16 protein-coding genes are annotated in these 17,477 nt (G+C 72.1%); 7 read left to right on the top strand and 9 right to left on the bottom strand.

Annotated features, from left to right (window positions below):
- Positions 1–6: 6 nt before the first annotated feature.
- The 6 genes from H7965_RS00845 to H7965_RS00820 all read right to left on the bottom strand — a co-directional run bounded on the left by H7965_RS00845 (position 7) and on the right by H7965_RS00820 (position 5,998).
- A complete protein-coding gene (locus H7965_RS00845; RefSeq protein ID WP_186768620.1) occupies positions 7–1,158 on the bottom strand; it encodes a glycosyltransferase in 1,152 nt (383 codons plus the stop codon).
- Entirely contained in the window at positions 1,155–2,228 is a 1,074-nt protein-coding gene (wecB, locus tag H7965_RS00840) for a non-hydrolyzing UDP-N-acetylglucosamine 2-epimerase (protein WP_186768619.1), read from the bottom strand. The genes H7965_RS00845 and wecB overlap by 4 nt, the downstream gene beginning before the upstream one ends.
- A complete protein-coding gene (locus H7965_RS00835) occupies positions 2,228–3,508 on the bottom strand; it encodes a glycosyltransferase family 4 protein (protein ID WP_186768618.1) in 1,281 nt (426 codons plus the stop codon). Before H7965_RS00835 ends, wecB begins: the two co-directional genes overlap by 1 nt.
- 4 nt (positions 3,509–3,512) lie before the next feature.
- Positions 3,513–4,718, bottom strand: a complete 1,206-nt coding sequence (locus tag H7965_RS00830) for a DegT/DnrJ/EryC1/StrS family aminotransferase (protein ID WP_186768617.1) — start codon at positions 4,716–4,718, stop codon at positions 3,513–3,515.
- A gap of 135 nt (positions 4,719–4,853) precedes the next feature.
- Positions 4,854–5,339, bottom strand: coding sequence for a protein-export chaperone SecB (secB, locus tag H7965_RS00825; protein WP_186768616.1), 486 nt, complete (start codon positions 5,337–5,339; stop codon positions 4,854–4,856).
- An 80-nt stretch (positions 5,340–5,419) separates the two neighbouring features.
- Positions 5,420–5,998 carry a histidine phosphatase family protein gene (locus tag H7965_RS00820; protein WP_186768615.1) on the bottom strand — a complete coding sequence of 193 codons (579 nt, stop codon included), beginning with the start codon at positions 5,996–5,998 and terminating at the stop codon, positions 5,420–5,422.
- A 147-nt stretch (positions 5,999–6,145) separates the two neighbouring features.
- Here H7965_RS00820 and H7965_RS00815 point away from each other — a divergent pair, with 147 nt between their 5' ends.
- From H7965_RS00815 to H7965_RS00790, 6 genes are all read left to right on the top strand, one after another.
- Positions 6,146–6,826 carry a Tim44/TimA family putative adaptor protein gene (locus H7965_RS00815; RefSeq protein WP_186768614.1) on the top strand — a complete coding sequence of 227 codons (681 nt, stop codon included), beginning with the start codon at positions 6,146–6,148 and terminating at the stop codon, positions 6,824–6,826.
- Positions 6,827–6,831: 5 nt separating this feature from the next.
- Positions 6,832–8,073, top strand: a complete 1,242-nt coding sequence (gene mltA / locus H7965_RS00810) for a murein transglycosylase A (protein WP_186768613.1) — start codon at positions 6,832–6,834, stop codon at positions 8,071–8,073.
- Positions 8,074–8,132: 59 nt separating this feature from the next.
- The gene (locus H7965_RS00805) at positions 8,133–8,900 is read left to right on the top strand and encodes a (Fe-S)-binding protein (protein WP_186768612.1); all 768 of its coding nucleotides are present in this window, start codon (positions 8,133–8,135) and stop codon (positions 8,898–8,900) included.
- The gene (locus H7965_RS00800; protein WP_186768611.1) at positions 8,897–9,631 is read left to right on the top strand and encodes a 2OG-Fe dioxygenase family protein; all 735 of its coding nucleotides are present in this window, start codon (positions 8,897–8,899) and stop codon (positions 9,629–9,631) included. Before H7965_RS00805 ends, H7965_RS00800 begins: the two co-directional genes overlap by 4 nt.
- Before the next feature lie 657 nt (positions 9,632–10,288).
- Positions 10,289–11,191, top strand: a complete 903-nt coding sequence (locus H7965_RS00795; protein WP_186768610.1) for a collagen-binding domain-containing protein — start codon at positions 10,289–10,291, stop codon at positions 11,189–11,191.
- Between the two features lie 500 nt (positions 11,192–11,691).
- Positions 11,692–13,266: a PAS domain-containing sensor histidine kinase gene (locus tag H7965_RS00790; protein WP_186768609.1), complete on the top strand. Its 1,575-nt coding sequence runs from the start codon at positions 11,692–11,694 to the stop codon at positions 13,264–13,266.
- Between the two features lie 13 nt (positions 13,267–13,279).
- On the opposite strand, the gene H7965_RS00785 is transcribed toward H7965_RS00790, so the two are convergent.
- From H7965_RS00785 to H7965_RS00775, 3 genes are read right to left on the bottom strand one after another with little or no spacing between them, the layout of a single operon-like run.
- A complete protein-coding gene (locus H7965_RS00785) occupies positions 13,280–14,080 on the bottom strand; it encodes a class I SAM-dependent methyltransferase (protein ID WP_186768608.1) in 801 nt (266 codons plus the stop codon).
- 37 nt (positions 14,081–14,117) lie between these two features.
- A complete protein-coding gene (locus H7965_RS00780; RefSeq protein WP_186768607.1) occupies positions 14,118–15,509 on the bottom strand; it encodes a sigma-54-dependent transcriptional regulator in 1,392 nt (463 codons plus the stop codon).
- A gap of 27 nt (positions 15,510–15,536) precedes the next feature.
- On the bottom strand, positions 15,537–16,805 hold the full coding sequence (locus H7965_RS00775; RefSeq protein ID WP_186768606.1) for a sensor histidine kinase: 1,269 nt from the start codon (positions 16,803–16,805) through the stop codon (positions 15,537–15,539).
- Positions 16,806–17,326: 521 nt separating this feature from the next.
- Here H7965_RS00775 and H7965_RS30675 point away from each other — a divergent pair.
- Positions 17,327–17,461: a hypothetical protein gene (locus H7965_RS30675; RefSeq protein ID WP_261393923.1), complete on the top strand. Its 135-nt coding sequence runs from the start codon at positions 17,327–17,329 to the stop codon at positions 17,459–17,461.
- Positions 17,462–17,477 lie beyond the last annotated feature (16 nt).

Raw genomic sequence — 17,477 nt, 5'->3', positions numbered from 1 at the left:
CCGCTGCTATAGGACGCTTCGTCCGGGACCGCCACCGGCGGGCGGCAGCGGGGCCAGCCGCTGGTACAGCGCCACCAGCCGCGCCGCCTCGCCGGCCCAGCCGAAGCGGGTGGCGGCGGCCTGCCGCCCGGCCTCGCCCAGCGCCTGGCGCCGCGCCGGTTCGGCCAGGCGGACGATGGCGGCGGCGATGGCGGCGGGGTCGGCGGTGTCGACCAGCTCGCCGCAGCCGGCGTCCCGCACCACGGCGGCGACCTCGGTGGCGAAATCCGGGGCGATGACCGGCAGCCCCGCCAGCATGGCGTCGAACAGCTTGTGCGGCAGGGCGAGGCGGTGGTTCACCTCGCCGGCCTGGAACAGCACCAGGGCGATATCCGCCTCGGCCATCCGTGCCAGCGCCTCGGCATGCGGCAGCCAGGGCAGGGATTCGATGCGGTCAGTGAGGTCGAGGGCGGCGGCCCGGGCGCGGAATTGGGCCTCGCTGCCGTCGGTGAAGCGGCCGATCAGGCGCAGGCGGGTGCCGGGGGGCGCCAGGGCGAGGGCCGCCAGCATCTGCGGCCAGCCGCGGCCGCGGCCGAGCGCCCCGGCATGCACCAGGGTCAGCGGCCCCGGCGCGTGGCGGCGCGGCGGCACCGCCACCGGCAGGGCGTAGTTCCGCACCGCAACGGTTCGCGCCGGCACGCCGAACTCCGCCGCCAGCCCATCCTTTGCCACCACCACCGCATCGGCCGCCAGCCCGGCCAGCTGGCAGCCCAGCCGCAGCGCCGCCCGGGCCAGCGGCCGCAGCGGCGCGGGCAGCCGGGCATCGAGCCGGGAGGGGTAGTGCTCATGCACGTCGATCACCACACGCGCGCCGCTGCGGCGGGCGGCGAGCAGGGCGGCGAGCCAGCTGTCCGGCTCGCTGGCATGCAGCACCGCGGCGCCGCTGGCGGCGGCCCGGCGGGCCAGGGCGGGCAGGGCGCGCAGCCGGCCGCGCCAGCCGGCGCCGCGGCGGAAGGTCTCGATCCCGATGCCGGCGACCATGGCGGGCGCCTCGTCGCCTGGCGCCAAGTGGCGCACCCGCCACCCCGCCGCGGCCAGCGCCGCGCCCTCCTTGCGGACCACGCGGATGTCATCCGGCGGATGCGCCGCCGAGAGCAGCAGGACCTGGGGCGGGTTCATCCCAGACGCTGCGCCAGATGCGCCACCATCCGTGCCCCGGCCTGCCCGTCCCAGAGCGGGATCGGCCGGGCCCTGGGCCAGTCGCCGGCCAGCACCTGCCGCACCGCCGCCGGCAGCGCCGTCGCCGGGACCAGCCGGCTGGTGCCGGCCTCCAGCGTCACCGGCCGTTCGGTGCTGGGGCGCAGCGTGAGGCAGGGCAGGTCAAGCGCCGTCGCCTCCTCCTGCACCCCGCCGCTGTCGGTCGCGACCAGCCGGGCGCGGGCGAGCAGGCCGAGGAAATCGAGGTAGGGCAAGGGCGGCAGCAGGGTGACCGCAGGCGGTACCGCCAGCCCATGCGCCGCCAGCCGGGCGCGGGCCCGCGGGTGCAGCGGCCAGGCCAGCGGCAGCAGCGCGGCGGCCTCCTCCAGCCCCCGCAGCAGCGGCGCGAAGGCGGTGGGATCGTCCACATTCGCCGCCCGGTGCAAGGTCACCACGCCATAGCCGCCGGCTTCGAGCCCCGCCGGCAGCGCCAGGCCGCGGGCCGCCGGCAGGCTGCGCCGCAGCGTATCCACCATGCTGTTGCCGACCGCCCGCACCCCGTCCGGCGCATGGTCCTCCGCCAGCAGCCGGGCGGCGCTGGCCTCATCCGGGGCCCAATGCAGGCTGGCGATGGCGTCGATGGCGCGGCGGTTGATCTCCTCCGGCATATCCGGCGCGTCGCAGCGCAGCCCAGCCTCCAGATGCGCCACCGGCAGGCCGAGCTTCCGCGCCGCCAGCGCCGCGGCCAGGCTGCCATCGACATCGCCGGGCACCACCACCAGGGCCGGGCGGCGGCGGCGCCACAGCGCCTCGGCGGCCATCATGGTGCGGCCGGTCAGCTCCGCATGGCTGCCGCCGCCGATGCCAAGCGCGATTTCCGGCGCCGGCAGGCCGAGCCCGGCCAGATGCGCCCCGAACATCCCGGCGTCATGGTGCTGGCCGGTGTGCAACAGCACCGGGCGGAACGGCAGGGCGCTGGCGCCGAGGGCGTGCCAGAGTGCGGCGAGCTTGGGCAGGTTGGGACGGGCGGCGGCGACCAGGTGGAGTTCCATCAGGCGGCTCGGGGGCTCCGCTCCCGGACTCCCGCCGGGGCCAGGGCTCGGCCTGCGGCCCCGCCCTGGGACTGCTCCACGACCACGCAGAATCGCTCGGCCAATACCCGGCGGTCCCAGCGCTGCTCTGCCTGGGCGCGGGCGGCGGCGCCCAGCGCCGCACGGCGGCCCGGATCGGCCGCCAGCGCGGCCAGAGCGCCGGCCAGCGCCGGGGTGTCGCCGGGAGGCGTGGCGATGCCGCAGCGGCCGAGCGGATCATCTTCCAGCAACCGCGCTGCCCGGCCGCCGAGATTGGCCACCACCGGCAACCCGGCGGCGAGATAGTCCATCAGCTTGTTCGGCGCGGTCCATTCGGCGAATTCCGGCACCGGCGCCAGGCATTGTACCCCGATCTGCGCCCCCGCCAGCAGCCCGGCCAGCCGCGGCTTCGGCAGCGGGTCGAGGAAGCGCAGCGCGGTCAGCCCCATGGCCGCCGCCCGGGCCGTCAGCCGTGGCTTATCGCCACCTTCGCCGACCAGCAGCAGCGTCACCGGCGCGCCCCTGGCCTGCAGCAGCGCCGCCGCCGCCAGCAACTGGTCCAGCCCGTTCGCCGGTCCATGCGCCCCGGCATAGACCGCCAGCACGGTCTCCGGCGCCAGCCCCTCCGGACGCCAGGGCGCCACGCCAGGGCCAAACAACCCGAGGTCGCAGCCATTCGGTACTACCGCGACGCGGGAAGGCTCGGCGCCATGCGCCACCGCGGTCGCCGCCATGCCCTCCGACAGCGCGATCACCGCGGCGGCGCGGCGGCAGGCCGCATCGGCCAGCAGGTCGAGCCCCTGCCACAGCAGCGGCGAGCCAACCCCCATGGCGCGCGGCAGCTCCGGCCAGGGGTCGCGGATCTCGAACAGGAAGGGCAGGCCGCGCAGCCCACGCGCCGCCAGCGCCGGCAGGGCGACGGTCAGCGGCGTGGAGCTGGCGATGATCAAATCCCAGTGGCCGGCCAGCGCCAGCCCGCCGGCGCGTACCGCATAGCGCAGGAAGGCCGCGCCGCGCGCCGCGAAGCCCTGGGCATTGCCGCAGGGGATGGCGAACTCCACCACCCGCACCGCGCCGACCATGCCCTTCCGCCGGCCGCGCCGGAACCCGCCGCTGAGGCCGCTCACCGCCCCGGCATATTGCCCGCAGGCCAGGGTCACCGCATGGCCGCGCGCCGCCAGCGCCTCCGCCATCGCCAGGCTGCGGGTGCCGGTGGCGCCTTCGCGGGTCGAGAAATGCTGGTGCAGGTAGAGGATGCGCACGGCGTCAGCCGGGCCAGAGGCGGCGCAGGGTGGCGATGACCCGGCCCTGCTCGGCGGGCGACAACCCGCTGCCGGACGGCAGGCACAAGCCGTGCTCGAACAGCCCCGCCGCGACGGCGCCCCCCGCCTGCGGCGCGCCGCGGAACACCGGCTGCAGGTGCAGCGGCTTCCACACCGGCCGGGCCTCGATCCCGGCCTCGGCCAGCGCCCGCCGTGCCGCCTCGCGATCCGGGCCACCGCGGCGCGGGTCGAGGGTCACCACGCTGAGCCAGCGGGTGCTGCGCGACCAGGCCGGCTCCGGCATGAAGCCGATGCCGGGCAGGTCGCCCAGCCCCGCGACATAGGCCTCGAAGATCGCCCGCCGCGCGGCCACCCGGGCCGGCAGCACGCCGAGCTGCGCCAGCCCGACCGCGGCGAGGATGGAGGACAGCCCGTAGGAGAAGCCGGTCGTCTCATGCTGGTAGTGCGGCGCCGGCTCCTTCGCCTGGGTCGCCAGGTGCCGCGCTTCGGCAATCAGCCCGGCGTCCTCCGAGGCCAGCGCGCCGCCGCCGCCGGTGGTGACGATCTTGTTGCCGTTGAAGCTGAAGGCGGCCAGCCGCGCCCCCAGTCCGGCATGCCGGCCACGCCGCATCGCCCCCAATGCCTCGGCGCTGTCGCAGAGGACCGGCACGCCCCAGCGGTCGCATAGCCCACGGATGGCATCGAGGTCGCAGCTCTGGCCGAAGATATCCACCGGCACCACCGCCCGCGGCAGCCTGCCGCGTCGCGCGGCGCGGGTAAGCTCCCGTTCCAGCAGCTCCGGGTCCAGGGTCCAGCTGTCGGCCGCGACGTCGAGGAAGCGCGGGCGCGCGCCCATCTGCACCGCCGGCGCGATGGTGGCGACATAGGTGAGGGTCGCGGTCCAGACCTCGTCGCCGGCGGTGAGGCCGAGGATGCGGTAGCCGAGGTGCAGCGCCGCGGTGCCGGAGGCGACGGCGAGCACATGCGGAAAGCCGGTGACCTTGGCGACCGCGGCTTCGAAGGCTGCCGGCACCGGCCCGGCCGGCGCCACCCAGCCTGCGGCAAGCGTTGCCTGCAGCGAGGCCAGTTCCCCCCCGGTCAGGTGCGGCGGGGAGAGCAGGATCCGATCCGGGTCAGGGGCCGGCGAGGCTGTCCGCCCGGCCCGCGGGAAGGCGAGCACTGGGAAGGGTGAAGCCGAAACCAATGGCATCCGGGCTCACGAGGTTTGTTCTGACCTCGTTTTATATGGCCCGGATGGCCGGTCACAAGATTCGCGCGAGCGCAAGCGGCGATTTTTCAACCGACGCGCGTCAAATCGGCGTCAATTCGCCTCCCGGCGAGCGGCTCAGGCGGTGCCCACCGCGCCGGCCTCGGCCCGGCGCGACTGCCAGAGCGCGACGAAGTCGATCGGCGCCAGCATCACCGGCGGGAAGCCGCCGTCGCGGGTCACGTCGGCCAGGATGTTGCGGGCGAAGGGGAACAGCAGGCGCGGGCATTCGACCAGGAGCACCGGCTCCAGCACCTGCTGGTCGACGGTCACGGTGAAGATGCCGCAGTAGACCAGCTCGGCGATGAAGCAGGTCTGGCCATCCGCCTGGGCGTCGGCGCGGATCTGCAGCGACACCTCGTAGACGTTGCCGCCTTCCTGGATCGGCCGGGCCTGCACATCCAATTGCAGGTCGACCCGCGGCTGCTCGCGCAGCGAGGTGAAGATCTCCGGCGCGCCGGGAACCTCGAAGGAGAGATCCTTGGTGTATTGGAGGTTGAGCACCAGCGGGCCCTGCGGGGCGGCGCCGGGCTGGCCGTTGGACAGCGGGGGCTGGTCGGACATGATGGATTCTTTCGCGGGCCCGGCGGGAAACGCCGGGGCGTGGTAGCGGGCAGCCCGGTAGCACGGGCCGGCCGGTGATGTCAGGGCTTCACCACCGAGGGATGCGGCTGACGCCAGAGGATTCCTTCGGGCGCCGGGCCGGTCGGGTCGCAGCGCAGGATCTCGCCGTTCACCACGCGCTGTCCGGTCAAGGCCAGAATGAATCCCCAATGCGAGACCACCAGCGTATCCCGCCAATCCGGCAGCGCCGCCATCTCGCCGCGGAACAGCGCGGCGCGGGCCTCGATCTGATGGTCCGGCTCCTCGATCGCCGGCCACCACACCTCGTCGATATGGCTGAGATCGATGTCGGGCCAGGCGAGCATGAGCGCGGTGCGTGGCGAGCCGATGTCGCAGGAGAAGGCGTAGCGCTCCCGCACCGTCGGGGTGACGATGATCGGTATGCCAAGGCGCCGGGCCACCGGGGTCGCGGTCTGCAGGGCGCGGGTGTAGGGGGAGCTGATGATGCGGCGGATGCGTTCCCCCGCCAGCGCCTCGGCCGCCGCCTCGGCCTGCTGGTGGCCGAGCTCGGTCAGCTTCGGGTCGGCGATGCCGGGATCCCGCCTGGTGGCGGTGAAGTGCAGGTTGAACTCGCTCTGCCCGTGTCGCAGCAGGATCATCGCGGCGCGGTTCCCGTTTGATGGGGCATGGCGATACAAGCCGGCCGCCGGAGCCGCAAGCCATCCGCGGCAAACCGCGGATCTGTTTGCCCACCACCCGTTGCGACCGACCCCGGGCGCGCTTAAGTAGATGAAAAGGAGTTCACGATGGGTGGCGGTTTCCCGATCGAGCTGATTCTCTTCGCGATGGTCGCGGCCTTCCTGGTACTGCGGCTGCGGAGCGTGCTCGGCCGCCGTACCGGCTTCGAGCGCCCGCCGGCTCCCGAGGCGCGCGCTGCCGGCTACGACCCACGCGGCGGCCGCGTGGTCGATGGGGTGGCCGAGGAAGTGGCGCCGCCGCAGGCCGGCCGCGCCGCGAAGGTGGTGCCGGACCCGCGCACCCCGCCGGGCCAGGCGCTCGGCCGCATCGCCGCGGCCGACCGCGGCTTCGACCCGGAGCGCTTCCTCGATGGCGCCGAGGGTGCCTTCCGCATGATCATCCAGGCTTTCGCCACCGGCGACCGGCAGACCCTGCGCGCGCTGCTTTCAGATGACACCTATGCCGGCTTCGAGCAGGCGATCACCGCCCGCGAGCAGGCCGGCGAGCAGCAGCGCACCGAACTGCGCGCGGTCAACGAACTGGCCATCGAAGCCGCCGACCTTCGGGGCACCGTTGCCGACGTGACCGTGCGTTTCGTCACCGATCAGATCAACATGACCATTGGCCGTGGCGGCGAGGTGGTGGCGGGCAGCGACGCGATCACGGAGCTGACCGACCTTTGGACCTTCCAGCGCGACCTCAACCTCAGCGACCCGACCTGGAAGCTGGTCGCCACCCGCAGCCTCTGACGACCGTGCCCGACCGGCGGGCCAGCAGGCTCGCCGGACTTCTCCTGACAGGGCTGTTCCTGCCGGCGCTGGCGCTGGCGGCAGAGTTACCGCCGCCGCCGCCCAAACCCCCGCCACCCCCCACCGAAACCGCCGAGGCGCGCGGCTATGCGGCGCTGCCGCAATGGCCGGGCGAGGCGCCGGTGGAGGCGTTGGCGCCCTTCCTCGGCACCTGCCGGGCGCTGCGCGGCTGGGGGGGCGACCGGCCGCTCGGCGGCAGCGGCGAGATCGGCCGCCTCGGCAGCCAAGTGGCCAATGCGGCGGAGGCCTGTGCCGCGGCGGCCCGTCTTGCGGACACCCTGCGCCCGCCATCGCCGCGCCCCGGCCGCCGCCCGCCCTCCGCCGCGGCGCAGGCGCGCGAGGCGGCGGCGCGCCAGGCGATGATGCGGCGCTTCGTGGAGCGGTATTTCCAGCCCTTCGCCGTCGGCACCGGCTTGCTGACCGGCTATTACGAGCCGGAGCTGCGCGGCGCCGAGTATCCGACCGGCCCCTATCTCGTGCCACTGCACGCGCCGCCGCCGGCTGGCCAGGCGATGCCGGACCGCGCGGCCATCGAGTGGGGCGCGCTGGATGGCCGGGGGCTGGAGCTGGCCTTCGTCGACGACCCGGTCGATGCCTTCTTCCTGCACATCCAGGGCTCCGGCCGGGTGAAGCTGCATGACGGCAGGCTGCTGCGGCTGGGCTATGCCGGGCAGAACGGCCACCCCTACCGCGCCGTCGGCCGCAGCCTGATCGAACGCGGCGAGGTGCCGCGCGAACGGATGTCGATGCAGGCCATCCGCGACTGGCTGCGGCAGGCCCCGCCGGCGGCGGCGGCGGCGCTGCTGCGGGAGAATGCCTCGTATGTCTTCTTCCGGACGATGGAGGGGCTGCGGCCGGAGGAGGGGCCGTCGGGTGCCCTCGGCGTGCCGCTGACGCCGGGCCGCTCCATCGCCGTCGACCCGACCTTCATCCCCTATGGCGCGCTGGTCTACCTGGTGACGCGGGACCCGGTGGACGGCACGCCGATCCACCGCATCGTGCATGCCCAGGACACCGGCGGGGCGATCCGTGGCGCCGCCCGTGGCGACCTGTTCTGGGGCTGGGGTGCCGCCGCCGCCACCCGTGCCGGGCTGATGCGGGAAAGCGCGGAGGTCTTCGTCCTGGTGCCCCGTTCCTTCGCCCCGGTCCAGGAGGCGGCGCATGCCGTGGCGCCATCGGCGCCCTGATGGTCGGCCATGCAGCCGGCGTGCTTCCACCCGGGGCAGCGCCGCCCTAGATTGGCCATATGTTGCAGACCCGGCCGCGCGTCGCGCTCTTCGTCACCTGCCTCGTCGACCTCTACCGGCCGAACGTCGGCTTCTCCGCGATTGCGCTGCTGGAGGAGGCCGGCTGCCAGGTGGAGGTTCCGGCGGCGCAGAGCTGCTGCGGCCAGCCGGCCTACAACAGCGGCGACCGGGCGACGGCGAAGGAACTCGCCCGCAATGTCGTCGATGCCTTCCTGCCCTACGACTACACCGTGGTCCCCAGCGGCTCCTGCGGCGGGCAGATCTCCCACCACTACCCCGGCCTCTTCGCCGACGACCCGGAATACCGCGGCCGCGCCGAGCGGCTGGCGGCGAAGACGCATGAGCTGGTGAGCTTCCTGACCGATGTGCGCGGCATGACGGAAATCGCCGCCCGCTACGACGGCGTCGTCACCTATCACGACAGCTGCTCCGGGTTGCGCGAGCTTGGCGTCAAGCGGCAGCCGCGGGCGCTGCTTGCCGGCATGCCTGGCGTGACCTTGAAGGAGATGGCGGATGCCGAGATCTGCTGCGGCTTCGGCGGAACCTTCTGCGTGAAGTACCCGGACATCTCCACCCGCATGGTGTCGGACAAGACCAGGGCGATCGCCGCCACCGGCGCCGATACGCTGCTGGCCGGCGACATGGGCTGCCTGCTGAACATGGCCGGGCGGCTGAAGCGGGAGGGGGTGCCGGTGAAAGTGCGGCATGTGGCGGAGGTGCTGGCCGGGCGGACCGGCGCGGCGCCGCCGATCGGTGAGGTGTCATGAGCGCTGCCCTGAAGGATCCGCCGGCGGACGGCCTGCGGGAAGAGGTCGCGGCCAGGGGCTTCGCGCTGCTGCGTGGCCCGGCGCTGACGGCGCGGCTGGGGGTCGCGCCGGCCGCGCTGGATGATTTCGCCGCCAGCTGGGCGCGGCTGGAAACCGACCGCTTCATGGCGGATGGCGGGCTCTACCGCCGCCGCCGGCATGCCAATTTCACCGCCCGCTGGGGCCAGCCGGGCCATGTCCGGAACCCGCACCGGCCGCATTTCCAGGCGGTGGTGCACAACAGCCTGAATGGCGGGGTCGAGCGGTGGTTCGCCCCGGTGGAGGATGCGGTGGCCAGCGGCGCGCCGTTGCAGGCGCTGCTGGACCTCGGCCGCTCGGTCGCCGATGCGCAGTCGCCGGGCAGGGATTGGTTCGTCGAGCTGCACCAGTTCCGCATCGAGGCGGCGGCCGGCACGCCAGGGCTGCCGACGCCGGAGGGCGTCCACCATGACGGCGTGGATTATGTCCTGATCGGCATGATCGCCCGCACCAACCTGGTGGGTGGCGAAACCCTCATCACCGAGGACTCCGGCGCCGAGCTGGCGCGCTTCACCCTGCTGGACCGGCTGGACACCGCCTTCATCGACGATGTGCGGGTGATGCATGGGGTGACGCCGGTGGAGCCGGCGGATCCGGCGCTGCCCTCCTGCCGGGACGTGCTGGTGATCACCTGGAAACGACACGAACGATAGTTTGAAGAACCGAGGCGGACCTGCCGTTCCTATGGCTGGCCGCGGATTCTTTTTATAAGATTTTATCTCAAAAATCAAATATATCTCGAAGCGAGATATCGCGGCGCATGTGCGCCTTCGTGGGTCCGGGCATTTCGCGCGCTGCCTGCATGGCGGCATCAAGGCTCCGGGCCCCTCCCGTCACCGGGTGGGCTGCCCGGTTCCGCAGCACCGCAGCGGCGGTGGGTCTGGCTGCGCGCTGACTCGCAACCCGCAATCCCGACGACAGCGACAATCCCCGGTGCCTGAAAATCAGGGATGGTCCTGAAATCATTCCGCAGCTGGCGGACCGTGCGACGGCCCGGGGCCGCGGAGCGGCTGACCCATCCTGGTCGCTCGCGCGCTGCCGGACGAGCCGCGTCGCCGGCAAACCTGACACCGGAACGGCGTGCTGCGACGCCCGCCATCCTGTCGCCGTTCCCGACCGTGCCATGCCACCCATCGTTAAGTGCAATTTCATAATGAACTTCATTGTTGCCAAATCGGACCACAAGAAAATGTGATATTAGATTTTTGAGACGATTCACTGGACCTCATAGCGAAACAAGTCCAAATAACGGATCTTGGTTTTACGCAACGTGAGGCATCTCAGGACGAGGTGCCCAGGGAGTGGTTCGGATGTTCTGCCGCACAATGGCTGCCCTGCTTGCCGCCACCCTCGCCTTGGGGCCGGGCCTGGGCCAGGCAGCCCCGCTCACCGCGACCGAGATCATGACGCAATTCAATGCCGTCGTCTCAGGAAGCTTCACATCGAACTCGGATGTGGAAGGGCGGCTGGTGGCGAACACCATCACCGGTGGGGCGACCTTCTATAACAACCCGTCCAACACTCCATCGAGCTTCGGCGCCATCAACGCCATCACGGTGACTTCCGGCGTGACGAGCGCCAACGTCAACAACGGCGGCAACGTGAACATCCAGGGCAGCAACGCCGGCAGCTTCAACCTGAACGGCGGCGCGATGGTGAACACGCCGGCCTTCACCATCGGCGACTTCACCGCGCCGCTCACCGCGCTCTCCGGCGATCTCGCCGGGCTGGCGCCGAACAGCACGGTCAATGCCGCGGACCCCAACAGCTTCACCTTCATCGTCACGCCGAATGCCCAGGGGCTGGCCGTGTTCACCCTGGACGCCGGTCTGCTCGCAACGGCCCGCGACCTGAAGTTCAGCGGGACGGCGGACACCATCGTCATCAATGTCACCGGAACCAGCTTCACCGATACGGCGAACTTCAATGCCGGCAACTTCATCAATCAGCATGTGATCTGGAATTTCACCGAGGCGCAGACCCTCGACTTCCAGAGAGCCTGGCATGGCGCGGTACTGGCGCCCCAGGCAACGGTCTCCAATTCCACCCCGCTGGAAGGGTTCCTGTTCGCCCTGAACTTCAACGGTAGGGGCGAATTGCATGATCGTCCCTTCGCCGGCACCCTGCCGCAGCTGGTCCCGGAGCCCGGCACCCTGGCGCTGCTGGGGACGGGCCTGATCGGCATCTGCCTGAGCCGGCGCCGGCGGGCCTAATGCAGGCCTAATGGCGAGGCTGGCGGTTACCAGCCCACGCCAGTGCCGTGGCAAGCGGCGGAACGCGCCATGCCGCCGTGGGCGCCAAGCCAGTTGACGCCCTTGGGGTCTTGCCGGAACTTTGCGGGTGGACCCGCCAGCCATGCCGCCGCATGCTGGCGGCCAGGTGGTGCCGGAAAATTCCCCTCGCGGGACCCTGGCATGCAGTACGCAGGTGCATTGACCCCCGTGGCCCGGGCACGGGCGGCAAGCGCCGGTTCGCCTACGCTCTCGCCTGTCTGGGCGCGCTGCCGGACCGGTCGGCGCGCCCGTGTTCCGATCCAACGCCGTGCGGCACGGCCCGGAGGAGGTCGAGGATTGCGAGTATCACGGCGCCGGCTCAATGGCACTGCGGCCGACCGGATTGGGCCTCGCAGCGGCCCGCCTCAGGCCCGTCGCGCCCCGTTCCGGCGCGACCCGGCGGCGATTCCCGCATTCCCGGCAAGCGGGTGGCCGCCGGGATGAGTGAGGCGGACACGGCCAGGACCGATGCGACCTACCGCCTGCTGGTGGAGGCGGTCATCGACTACGCCATCTTCCTGCTGGATACCGAGGGCCTGGTCGCCAGCTGGAATCGGGGCGCGCACTGCCTGACGGGCCACACGGCGGAGGAGATCATCGGTACGTCCTTCGCGGAGTTCTACACTGAGGAGGACCGTCGCCTCGGCCGCCCGGAGGTGATGCTGGAAACCGCCCGCCAGGGCGGTCGCGCCGAGGCCGAAGGTTGGCGTCTCCGCAAGGATGGCACCCGCTTCTGGGCCCATGCGGTGCTCGATGCCGTGCATGATGACGCCGGGCGGTTGATCGGCTTCGCCAAGATCACCCGCGACATGACCAAACGCCATGAGGCGGAGGTGGCGCTGCGCGAGAGCGAGCGGCGGTTCCGCCTGCTGGTGCAGGGCGTGACCGACTACGCCATCTTCATGCTCGACCCGGAGGGCCGGGTCATCGACTGGAACACCGGGGCGCAGCGGATCAAGGGCTACGCGGCGCAGGAGATCATCGGCCAGCACTTCTCCCGCTTCTACACCGAGGAGGATCGCGCCACCGGGCTGCCGCGGCGGGCGCTGGAGCAGGCGGCGACGACCGGACGGTTCGAGAGTGAGGGCTGGCGCGTCCGCAAGGACGGGCGCTATTTCTGGGCGAGCGTGGTGATCGACGCCGTCCGGGACGAGAATGGCGTCCTGGTCGGCTTCGCCAAGGTGACCCGCGACATCACCGAGCGGCACGAGGCGCAGCGGGCGAACGACGAGATCCGGGAGCAGATGGCGCAGCTTCAGCGGCTGGAGGCGCTGGGCCAGCTCACCGCCGGGATCGCGCATAACTTCAGCAACCTCATTCAGATCATCCAGAGCGGCATCCGGCTGGCGAATGCACTGGCCGGCGGGAACGACCAGTTGAAGCGCATCCTTGCCGACATGGCCGCGGCGACGCAGCAGCGCGCCGGGCTGACCGAACACCTGCTCGCCTTCTCGCAGCACCATCCGGCGGAGCCCGAGCTCGTCGACGTCGCCAGCCAGATTCGCGAGGTGGCGGATCTGGTCAGCCGCTCGCTCCGCGGCAATATCCGCGTCCAGCTCAATCTGGACGACGACCTCTGGCCCATTCGGGTCGATACGACGCAGTTCGAGCTGGCGCTGCTGAATGTCGCGCTGAACGCCCGCGACGCCATGCCGGATGGCGGCCAACTCGCGATCTCGGCCAGGAACGTGACGCTGAACGACGGGTCGGACGGGATATCGGGCCGAGCCGTGTCCATCCACCTGCGTGACAGCGGCGTCGGCATCCCGCGCGGCGTGCTCGGCCGCGTGCTCGAACCCTTCTTCACCACCAAGCCGCGGGGCGAGGGCACCGGGCTGGGGCTGAGCCAGGCCTATGGCTTCGCCGAGCAGGCGGGCGGCACGCTCAGGATCCAAAGCACGCCCGGGCAGGGCACCGAAGTGACCTTCCTGCTGCCCGCGGTGTCGGAGCACGACGCCACGGATGCCGCGTCGCCGGTGGCGGTATCCGGCTTGGCGGGATCCACGGGCGGCTGACGCTGGCGCCGGCTCAGCCGGGCACCCGGCCTTTCACGCCCCAGGCCCGCACGGCCAGCAGGATCTCGCCATCCGGTCCGGTCGGCAGCCGCTGGCGCAGCAGGTTGCAGATCCGGTTCCGCCGATCCTCATCGAGCCCGGCGCAATACTTCGGCGCGGAGCCGGTTCCGCCGAGGAAGGGCTCCCAGTAGTCGGCGAAATCGGCGAAGGCCGCCGGGATGTCGAGAGCGGTCGTCGCCGCCTCGGTGAGCCCCGCCGCGAGGAAGGCCGCGCGCAGCGGCCCCGGCCGGCAGATCGGCGCCCTGATCCCGTCGTCATGGGCCGCGGCGCCAGGGTCGACCAGCCGCGCCGTGTCGAAGAACTGCCGCATGATCTGCATCTGCCCGGCATAGTCCCAGACATAGAGCGCGACGGTGCCGCCGGGCCGCACCACCCGGGCCATCTCGCCGAGCGCCTGCGCCGGATCGGGCAGGAAGTTCAGCACCAGTCCGCTGACCGCGTAGTCGAGACCGTTATCGGGCAGGTCGAGCCGGGTGGCGTCGCCCGCCCGGAACTCGGCGCCCGGTATGCGTCGCGCCGCCTGCGCCAGGAAGCCGGCGGCAGGGTCGATGCCGATCAGCCGGCTTGGCCGGCACCGGGTGGCGATCTGCAGGCTCAGCTCGCCGGTTCCGCAGCCGATATCCGCCCAGCGCAGCCCGTCCGGCGCGGCGAGCCAGTCGAGGAAGAGTGGCGCCACCTTCCGGCTCCATCGGCCCATGTAGCGCTCATAGGCCTCAGCCGCGCCCCACAGCCCGGTGCCGGGATCGCCGCTCATGGCCGGGCCGATTGATCGATGAAGCTGCGCCGGTCGCTCATTCCTGGCTCCTCGCCTGCTTGCCGAGGCGATAGCGCAGCGTGTCGCGGCTGATGCCGAGCTTGCGGGCGGCGCGGGTGACGTTCCCGTCGTTCTGTTCCAGCGCCTGCGCGATCAGCAGGCGCTCGGTCTCGGTCAGCGACAGGCTGGCCGCGCCGGGCGCCAGTTCGGCCGGGCGCGGCGGCTGCCAGGCCGGCGGCATGATGGCCAGGTTGTCGATCTCGATGATGTCGCCGTCGGCCGACAGCACCGCCTGTTCCATGACGTTCCGCAGCTCGCGCACATTGCCCGGCCACGGATGCCGCTCCGCCAGGGCGCGCGCCCCGGCGGCCAGCCGCAGCCCGGGCCGGCCATAGCGTTGCCCGAGCGAGGCGAGGAAATGCTGCGCCAGCCGCATCACGTCGCCGTCGCGTTCGCGCAGCGGCGGCACCTCCAGCATGATGACGCGCAGCCGGTAGTAGAAGTCGGCGCGGAACCTTCCCTCTTGCACCATCCGTTCCAGCGGGTGGTGGGTTGCCGCCAGGAAGCGCACATCCACCCGCCGGTCGCGGGTGCTGCCGAGCCGCCGCACCGTCCGGTCTTCGATCAGCTTCAGCAGCTTGACCTGCAGCGCCGGCTCCAGATCGCCGATCTCGTCGAGGAAGAGGGTGCCGCCATGCGCGGCCTCGACCAGCCCCAGCCGCCGCTCCCGGGCGTCGGTGAAGGCGCCGCGCTCGTGGCCGAACAGCTCGCCCTCCAGCAGATGCGCCGGCAGCGCGGCGCAATTCACCTCGACGAAGGGGCCATCGCGACGGGTGCCGTCGAAGTGCAGCGCCCGCGCCACCAGCTCCTTGCCGCTGCCGGTTTCGCCGCGGATCAGGACCGGCGGCGGCGGGTCGCCGGGCGCGAGGCGCGCCTCCGCCTCCAGCAGCCGGGTGATCGACCGCTTCAGGGCCAGAATGGCGGGCGACTCCCCCAGCAGCTGCGCCAGTCCGCTGCCGCAGGCGTCGCGGCCACGGTAGTAGGAGAGGGCGCCTTCCAGCCGGCCGAGCCCGACCGCCTTCTCCACCGCCCGCTTCAGCTCCGCCAGGGCGACCGGCTTCGAGAGGTAGTCGTAGGCGCCGGCCTTCATCGCATCGACGGCCACCTGGGTGCTGCCATGCGCGGTCAGGATGATCAGCTTGGCCAGGCTGTCGCGTGAGCGGATGCGCGCCAGCACATCGAGCCCAGGCATGTCCGGCAGGCCGAGGTCGAGCAGCACCACATCGGGGCCGAAGGCCTCGCATTGCCGCAGCCCGTCCTGCCCGGTCGCGGCGGTGCGCACCTCGAAGCCCTCGCGCTGGAGGTAGCGCTGGATGTTGCTGGCCAGCACGCCCTCATCCTCGATCACCAGCACCCCGGCCTGCGACATCTTGCCGACTCTCCTCCGTTTCCGCGGTCAACCGAGGGCCGGCTGCAACCGGATGGTCACGGTGGTGCCGCGCCCCTCCGCGCTCTCGAGCAGCAGGCTGCCGGCGTAGCTGGCGACGATCCGCCGGGCGAGCACCAGGCCGAGGCCGGTGCCATGCGGCTTGGTCGAATGGAACGGCCGCGCGATGCCGCGCCCGGCCGCGGCCTGCATGCCCTTGCCATTGTCGGCAATGCGGATCTCGACCGGGCCCTGGGCGCGTTCGGCGCGGCTCTCGATCATCACCTCGCCGCCGCGCGGCGTCCCCTCGATGGCATTGGCGATGATGTTGTCGACGGCGCGTGCCAGCAGGCCCGCCTCGGCCCGCGCCGGCGGCACCGGCCGCACCCGCAGCACCAGCCGGATGCCGTGCTGCTCGGCGATGGCGGTGAAGCTGCGGGCGCTTTCCTGGAGCAGGGCGTTCACATCCACCGCGCCGGGTGCCATCGCCTCGCCGCGCGCCCCGAGCAGCAGGTCGCGCACCCAGCGCCCCAGCCGGTCGGCCTCGCGCAGGATGTCGGCAAGCATCGCCCGCCGTACCGTCTCGTCCTTTTCCTCCAGCGCGAGCTCGGCGGAGGAGCGCATGGCGGCGAGCGGGTTGCGGACCCCATGCGCGACCGCCGAGGCGAAGGCGCCGACCGTCGCCAGGGTCTCCGCCTCCACCAGCTGCTCGCGCTGGATGCGCAGCAGCCGGTCGGCCCGGCGCATCATCCAGAACAGCGTCAGGTAGAGGAAGACGGCGCTGGCCAGGGCGCCGGCCCAGACCATCCGCACCCCGGCGTCGATGCTGCGGAACAGCGAGGCCGGCAGGCGGTAGATCTCCGCCACGCCGATCACCCGGCGGCGCTCGGCATCCCACACCGGCAGATAGGCCTCGACGAAGCGCAGCCCCTTCGCCTCGGGACCGAAGGTCGCGTGCTCCGATTTGCCGCCCTGGCCGATGACGCCGCTCTGCACCTCCACACGGCCGGCCAGGGCGCTCGCCAGATCGGGGTTCGTGCCGGCCCTCCGGCCGATCAGCCTGGCGCTGCTCGACCACAGCACCGTGCCATCGGCGGCGAAGACATTGGCGCGCACCACATCGGGCCATTGCGAGACGTTGTTCAGGAAGGCCTCCAACCCCTGCCTGGCGTCCGGCGCGGCGCGATGGTCGAAATATTCGTAGGATTGCCCGACGGCGACCATGGTCTGGATGAAATCGGCGCTGACCTCGGCATCCCGCTGCAGCATCTGCCGGGTGAGGAAATGCGTCAGCAGCACCGCCGAGCCGATGGCGGCGGCGGCGATGCAACCGAGGCGAGCACGGCGAACCAGCGGACCAGGCTGAACGGGCGCTCGCCGGTGCCGGCCTCCGCCGCATCCTTAGCCGGTGCTGCACCCCGCCCCATCGTGGTCGGCCTCCCAGTGGATTTCCGTCCGGCTGCATACCAGCCGGCCGGGCCACCACGGCGCCCTGGGGCGGACACATCCGGCGGAGCGGGACCGGAGGGCAGACCGACTGGGGTATTTGCCCCGGTGCCGGGTGGGGTACATCGCCGATCCCATCGGGCGATGGGCCATTCCGAGGCCGGGGCGACCGCATGGAAAAGCCGGTAACCTGCTGTACCGGAAAGGGGATCACGGTGCCTCGGGCCTGGTGCCATTACCCGTCGTAGAGAGAATCCGGCTATGTCCCAGGCCAAGCGCGGTTCGCAGGACGGCAATGGCATCCCGCCGCCCGGGGCCGGGCGCGACGTGACCGGCAGCGACCGACCGGGGCGCAAGCCTGCGCCCTGGGAGGAGTGGTTGGCGCCCCTGGCGCCGAACCCCGCCTCCGCGTGGTCTTCGCCGCCGAGGGCGAGCCGGCCACCGGTGAGCGCGCCGCCGAGCGGTTGTTCGACATCTGCCTGCGCAAATTGGGCGGCAATCCCGGCTGAAGCCGGGCCGTCGCGC

It is taken from the genome of Siccirubricoccus deserti (assembly GCF_014283215.1).
Classification (GTDB): Bacteria; Pseudomonadota; Alphaproteobacteria; order Acetobacterales; family Acetobacteraceae; genus Siccirubricoccus; species Siccirubricoccus deserti.
The sequence above is the reverse complement of the archived record's forward strand: the minus strand, read 5'-3'. Positions and strand labels throughout refer to the sequence as shown.

Excerpts from the sequence above, each read along its gene's own strand:
- H7965_RS00795 (WP_186768610.1), top strand. The coding sequence starts at position 10,289 with ATGTTCTGCCGCACAATGGCTGCCCTGCTTGCCGCCACCCTCGCCTTG.
- H7965_RS00815 (WP_186768614.1), top strand. The coding sequence starts at position 6,146 with ATGGGTGGCGGTTTCCCGATCGAGCTGATTCTCTTCGCGATGGTCGCG.
- H7965_RS00790 (WP_186768609.1), top strand. The coding sequence starts at position 11,692 with ATGAGTGAGGCGGACACGGCCAGGACCGATGCGACCTACCGCCTGCTG.
- wecB (WP_186768619.1), bottom strand. The coding sequence starts at position 2,228 with ATGGAACTCCACCTGGTCGCCGCCGCCCGTCCCAACCTGCCCAAGCTC.
- H7965_RS00820 (WP_186768615.1), bottom strand. The coding sequence starts at position 5,998 with ATGATCCTGCTGCGACACGGGCAGAGCGAGTTCAACCTGCACTTCACC.
- H7965_RS00780 (WP_186768607.1), bottom strand. The coding sequence starts at position 15,509 with ATGTCGCAGGCCGGGGTGCTGGTGATCGAGGATGAGGGCGTGCTGGCC.
- H7965_RS00785 (WP_186768608.1), bottom strand. The coding sequence starts at position 14,080 with ATGAGCGGCGATCCCGGCACCGGGCTGTGGGGCGCGGCTGAGGCCTAT.
- secB (WP_186768616.1), bottom strand. The coding sequence starts at position 5,339 with ATGTCCGACCAGCCCCCGCTGTCCAACGGCCAGCCCGGCGCCGCCCCG.
- H7965_RS00805 (WP_186768612.1), top strand. The coding sequence starts at position 8,133 with ATGTTGCAGACCCGGCCGCGCGTCGCGCTCTTCGTCACCTGCCTCGTC.
- H7965_RS00845 (WP_186768620.1), bottom strand. The coding sequence starts at position 1,158 with ATGAACCCGCCCCAGGTCCTGCTGCTCTCGGCGGCGCATCCGCCGGAT.
- H7965_RS00800 (WP_186768611.1), top strand. The coding sequence starts at position 8,897 with ATGAGCGCTGCCCTGAAGGATCCGCCGGCGGACGGCCTGCGGGAAGAG.
- H7965_RS00830 (WP_186768617.1), bottom strand. The coding sequence starts at position 4,718 with ATGCCATTGGTTTCGGCTTCACCCTTCCCAGTGCTCGCCTTCCCGCGG.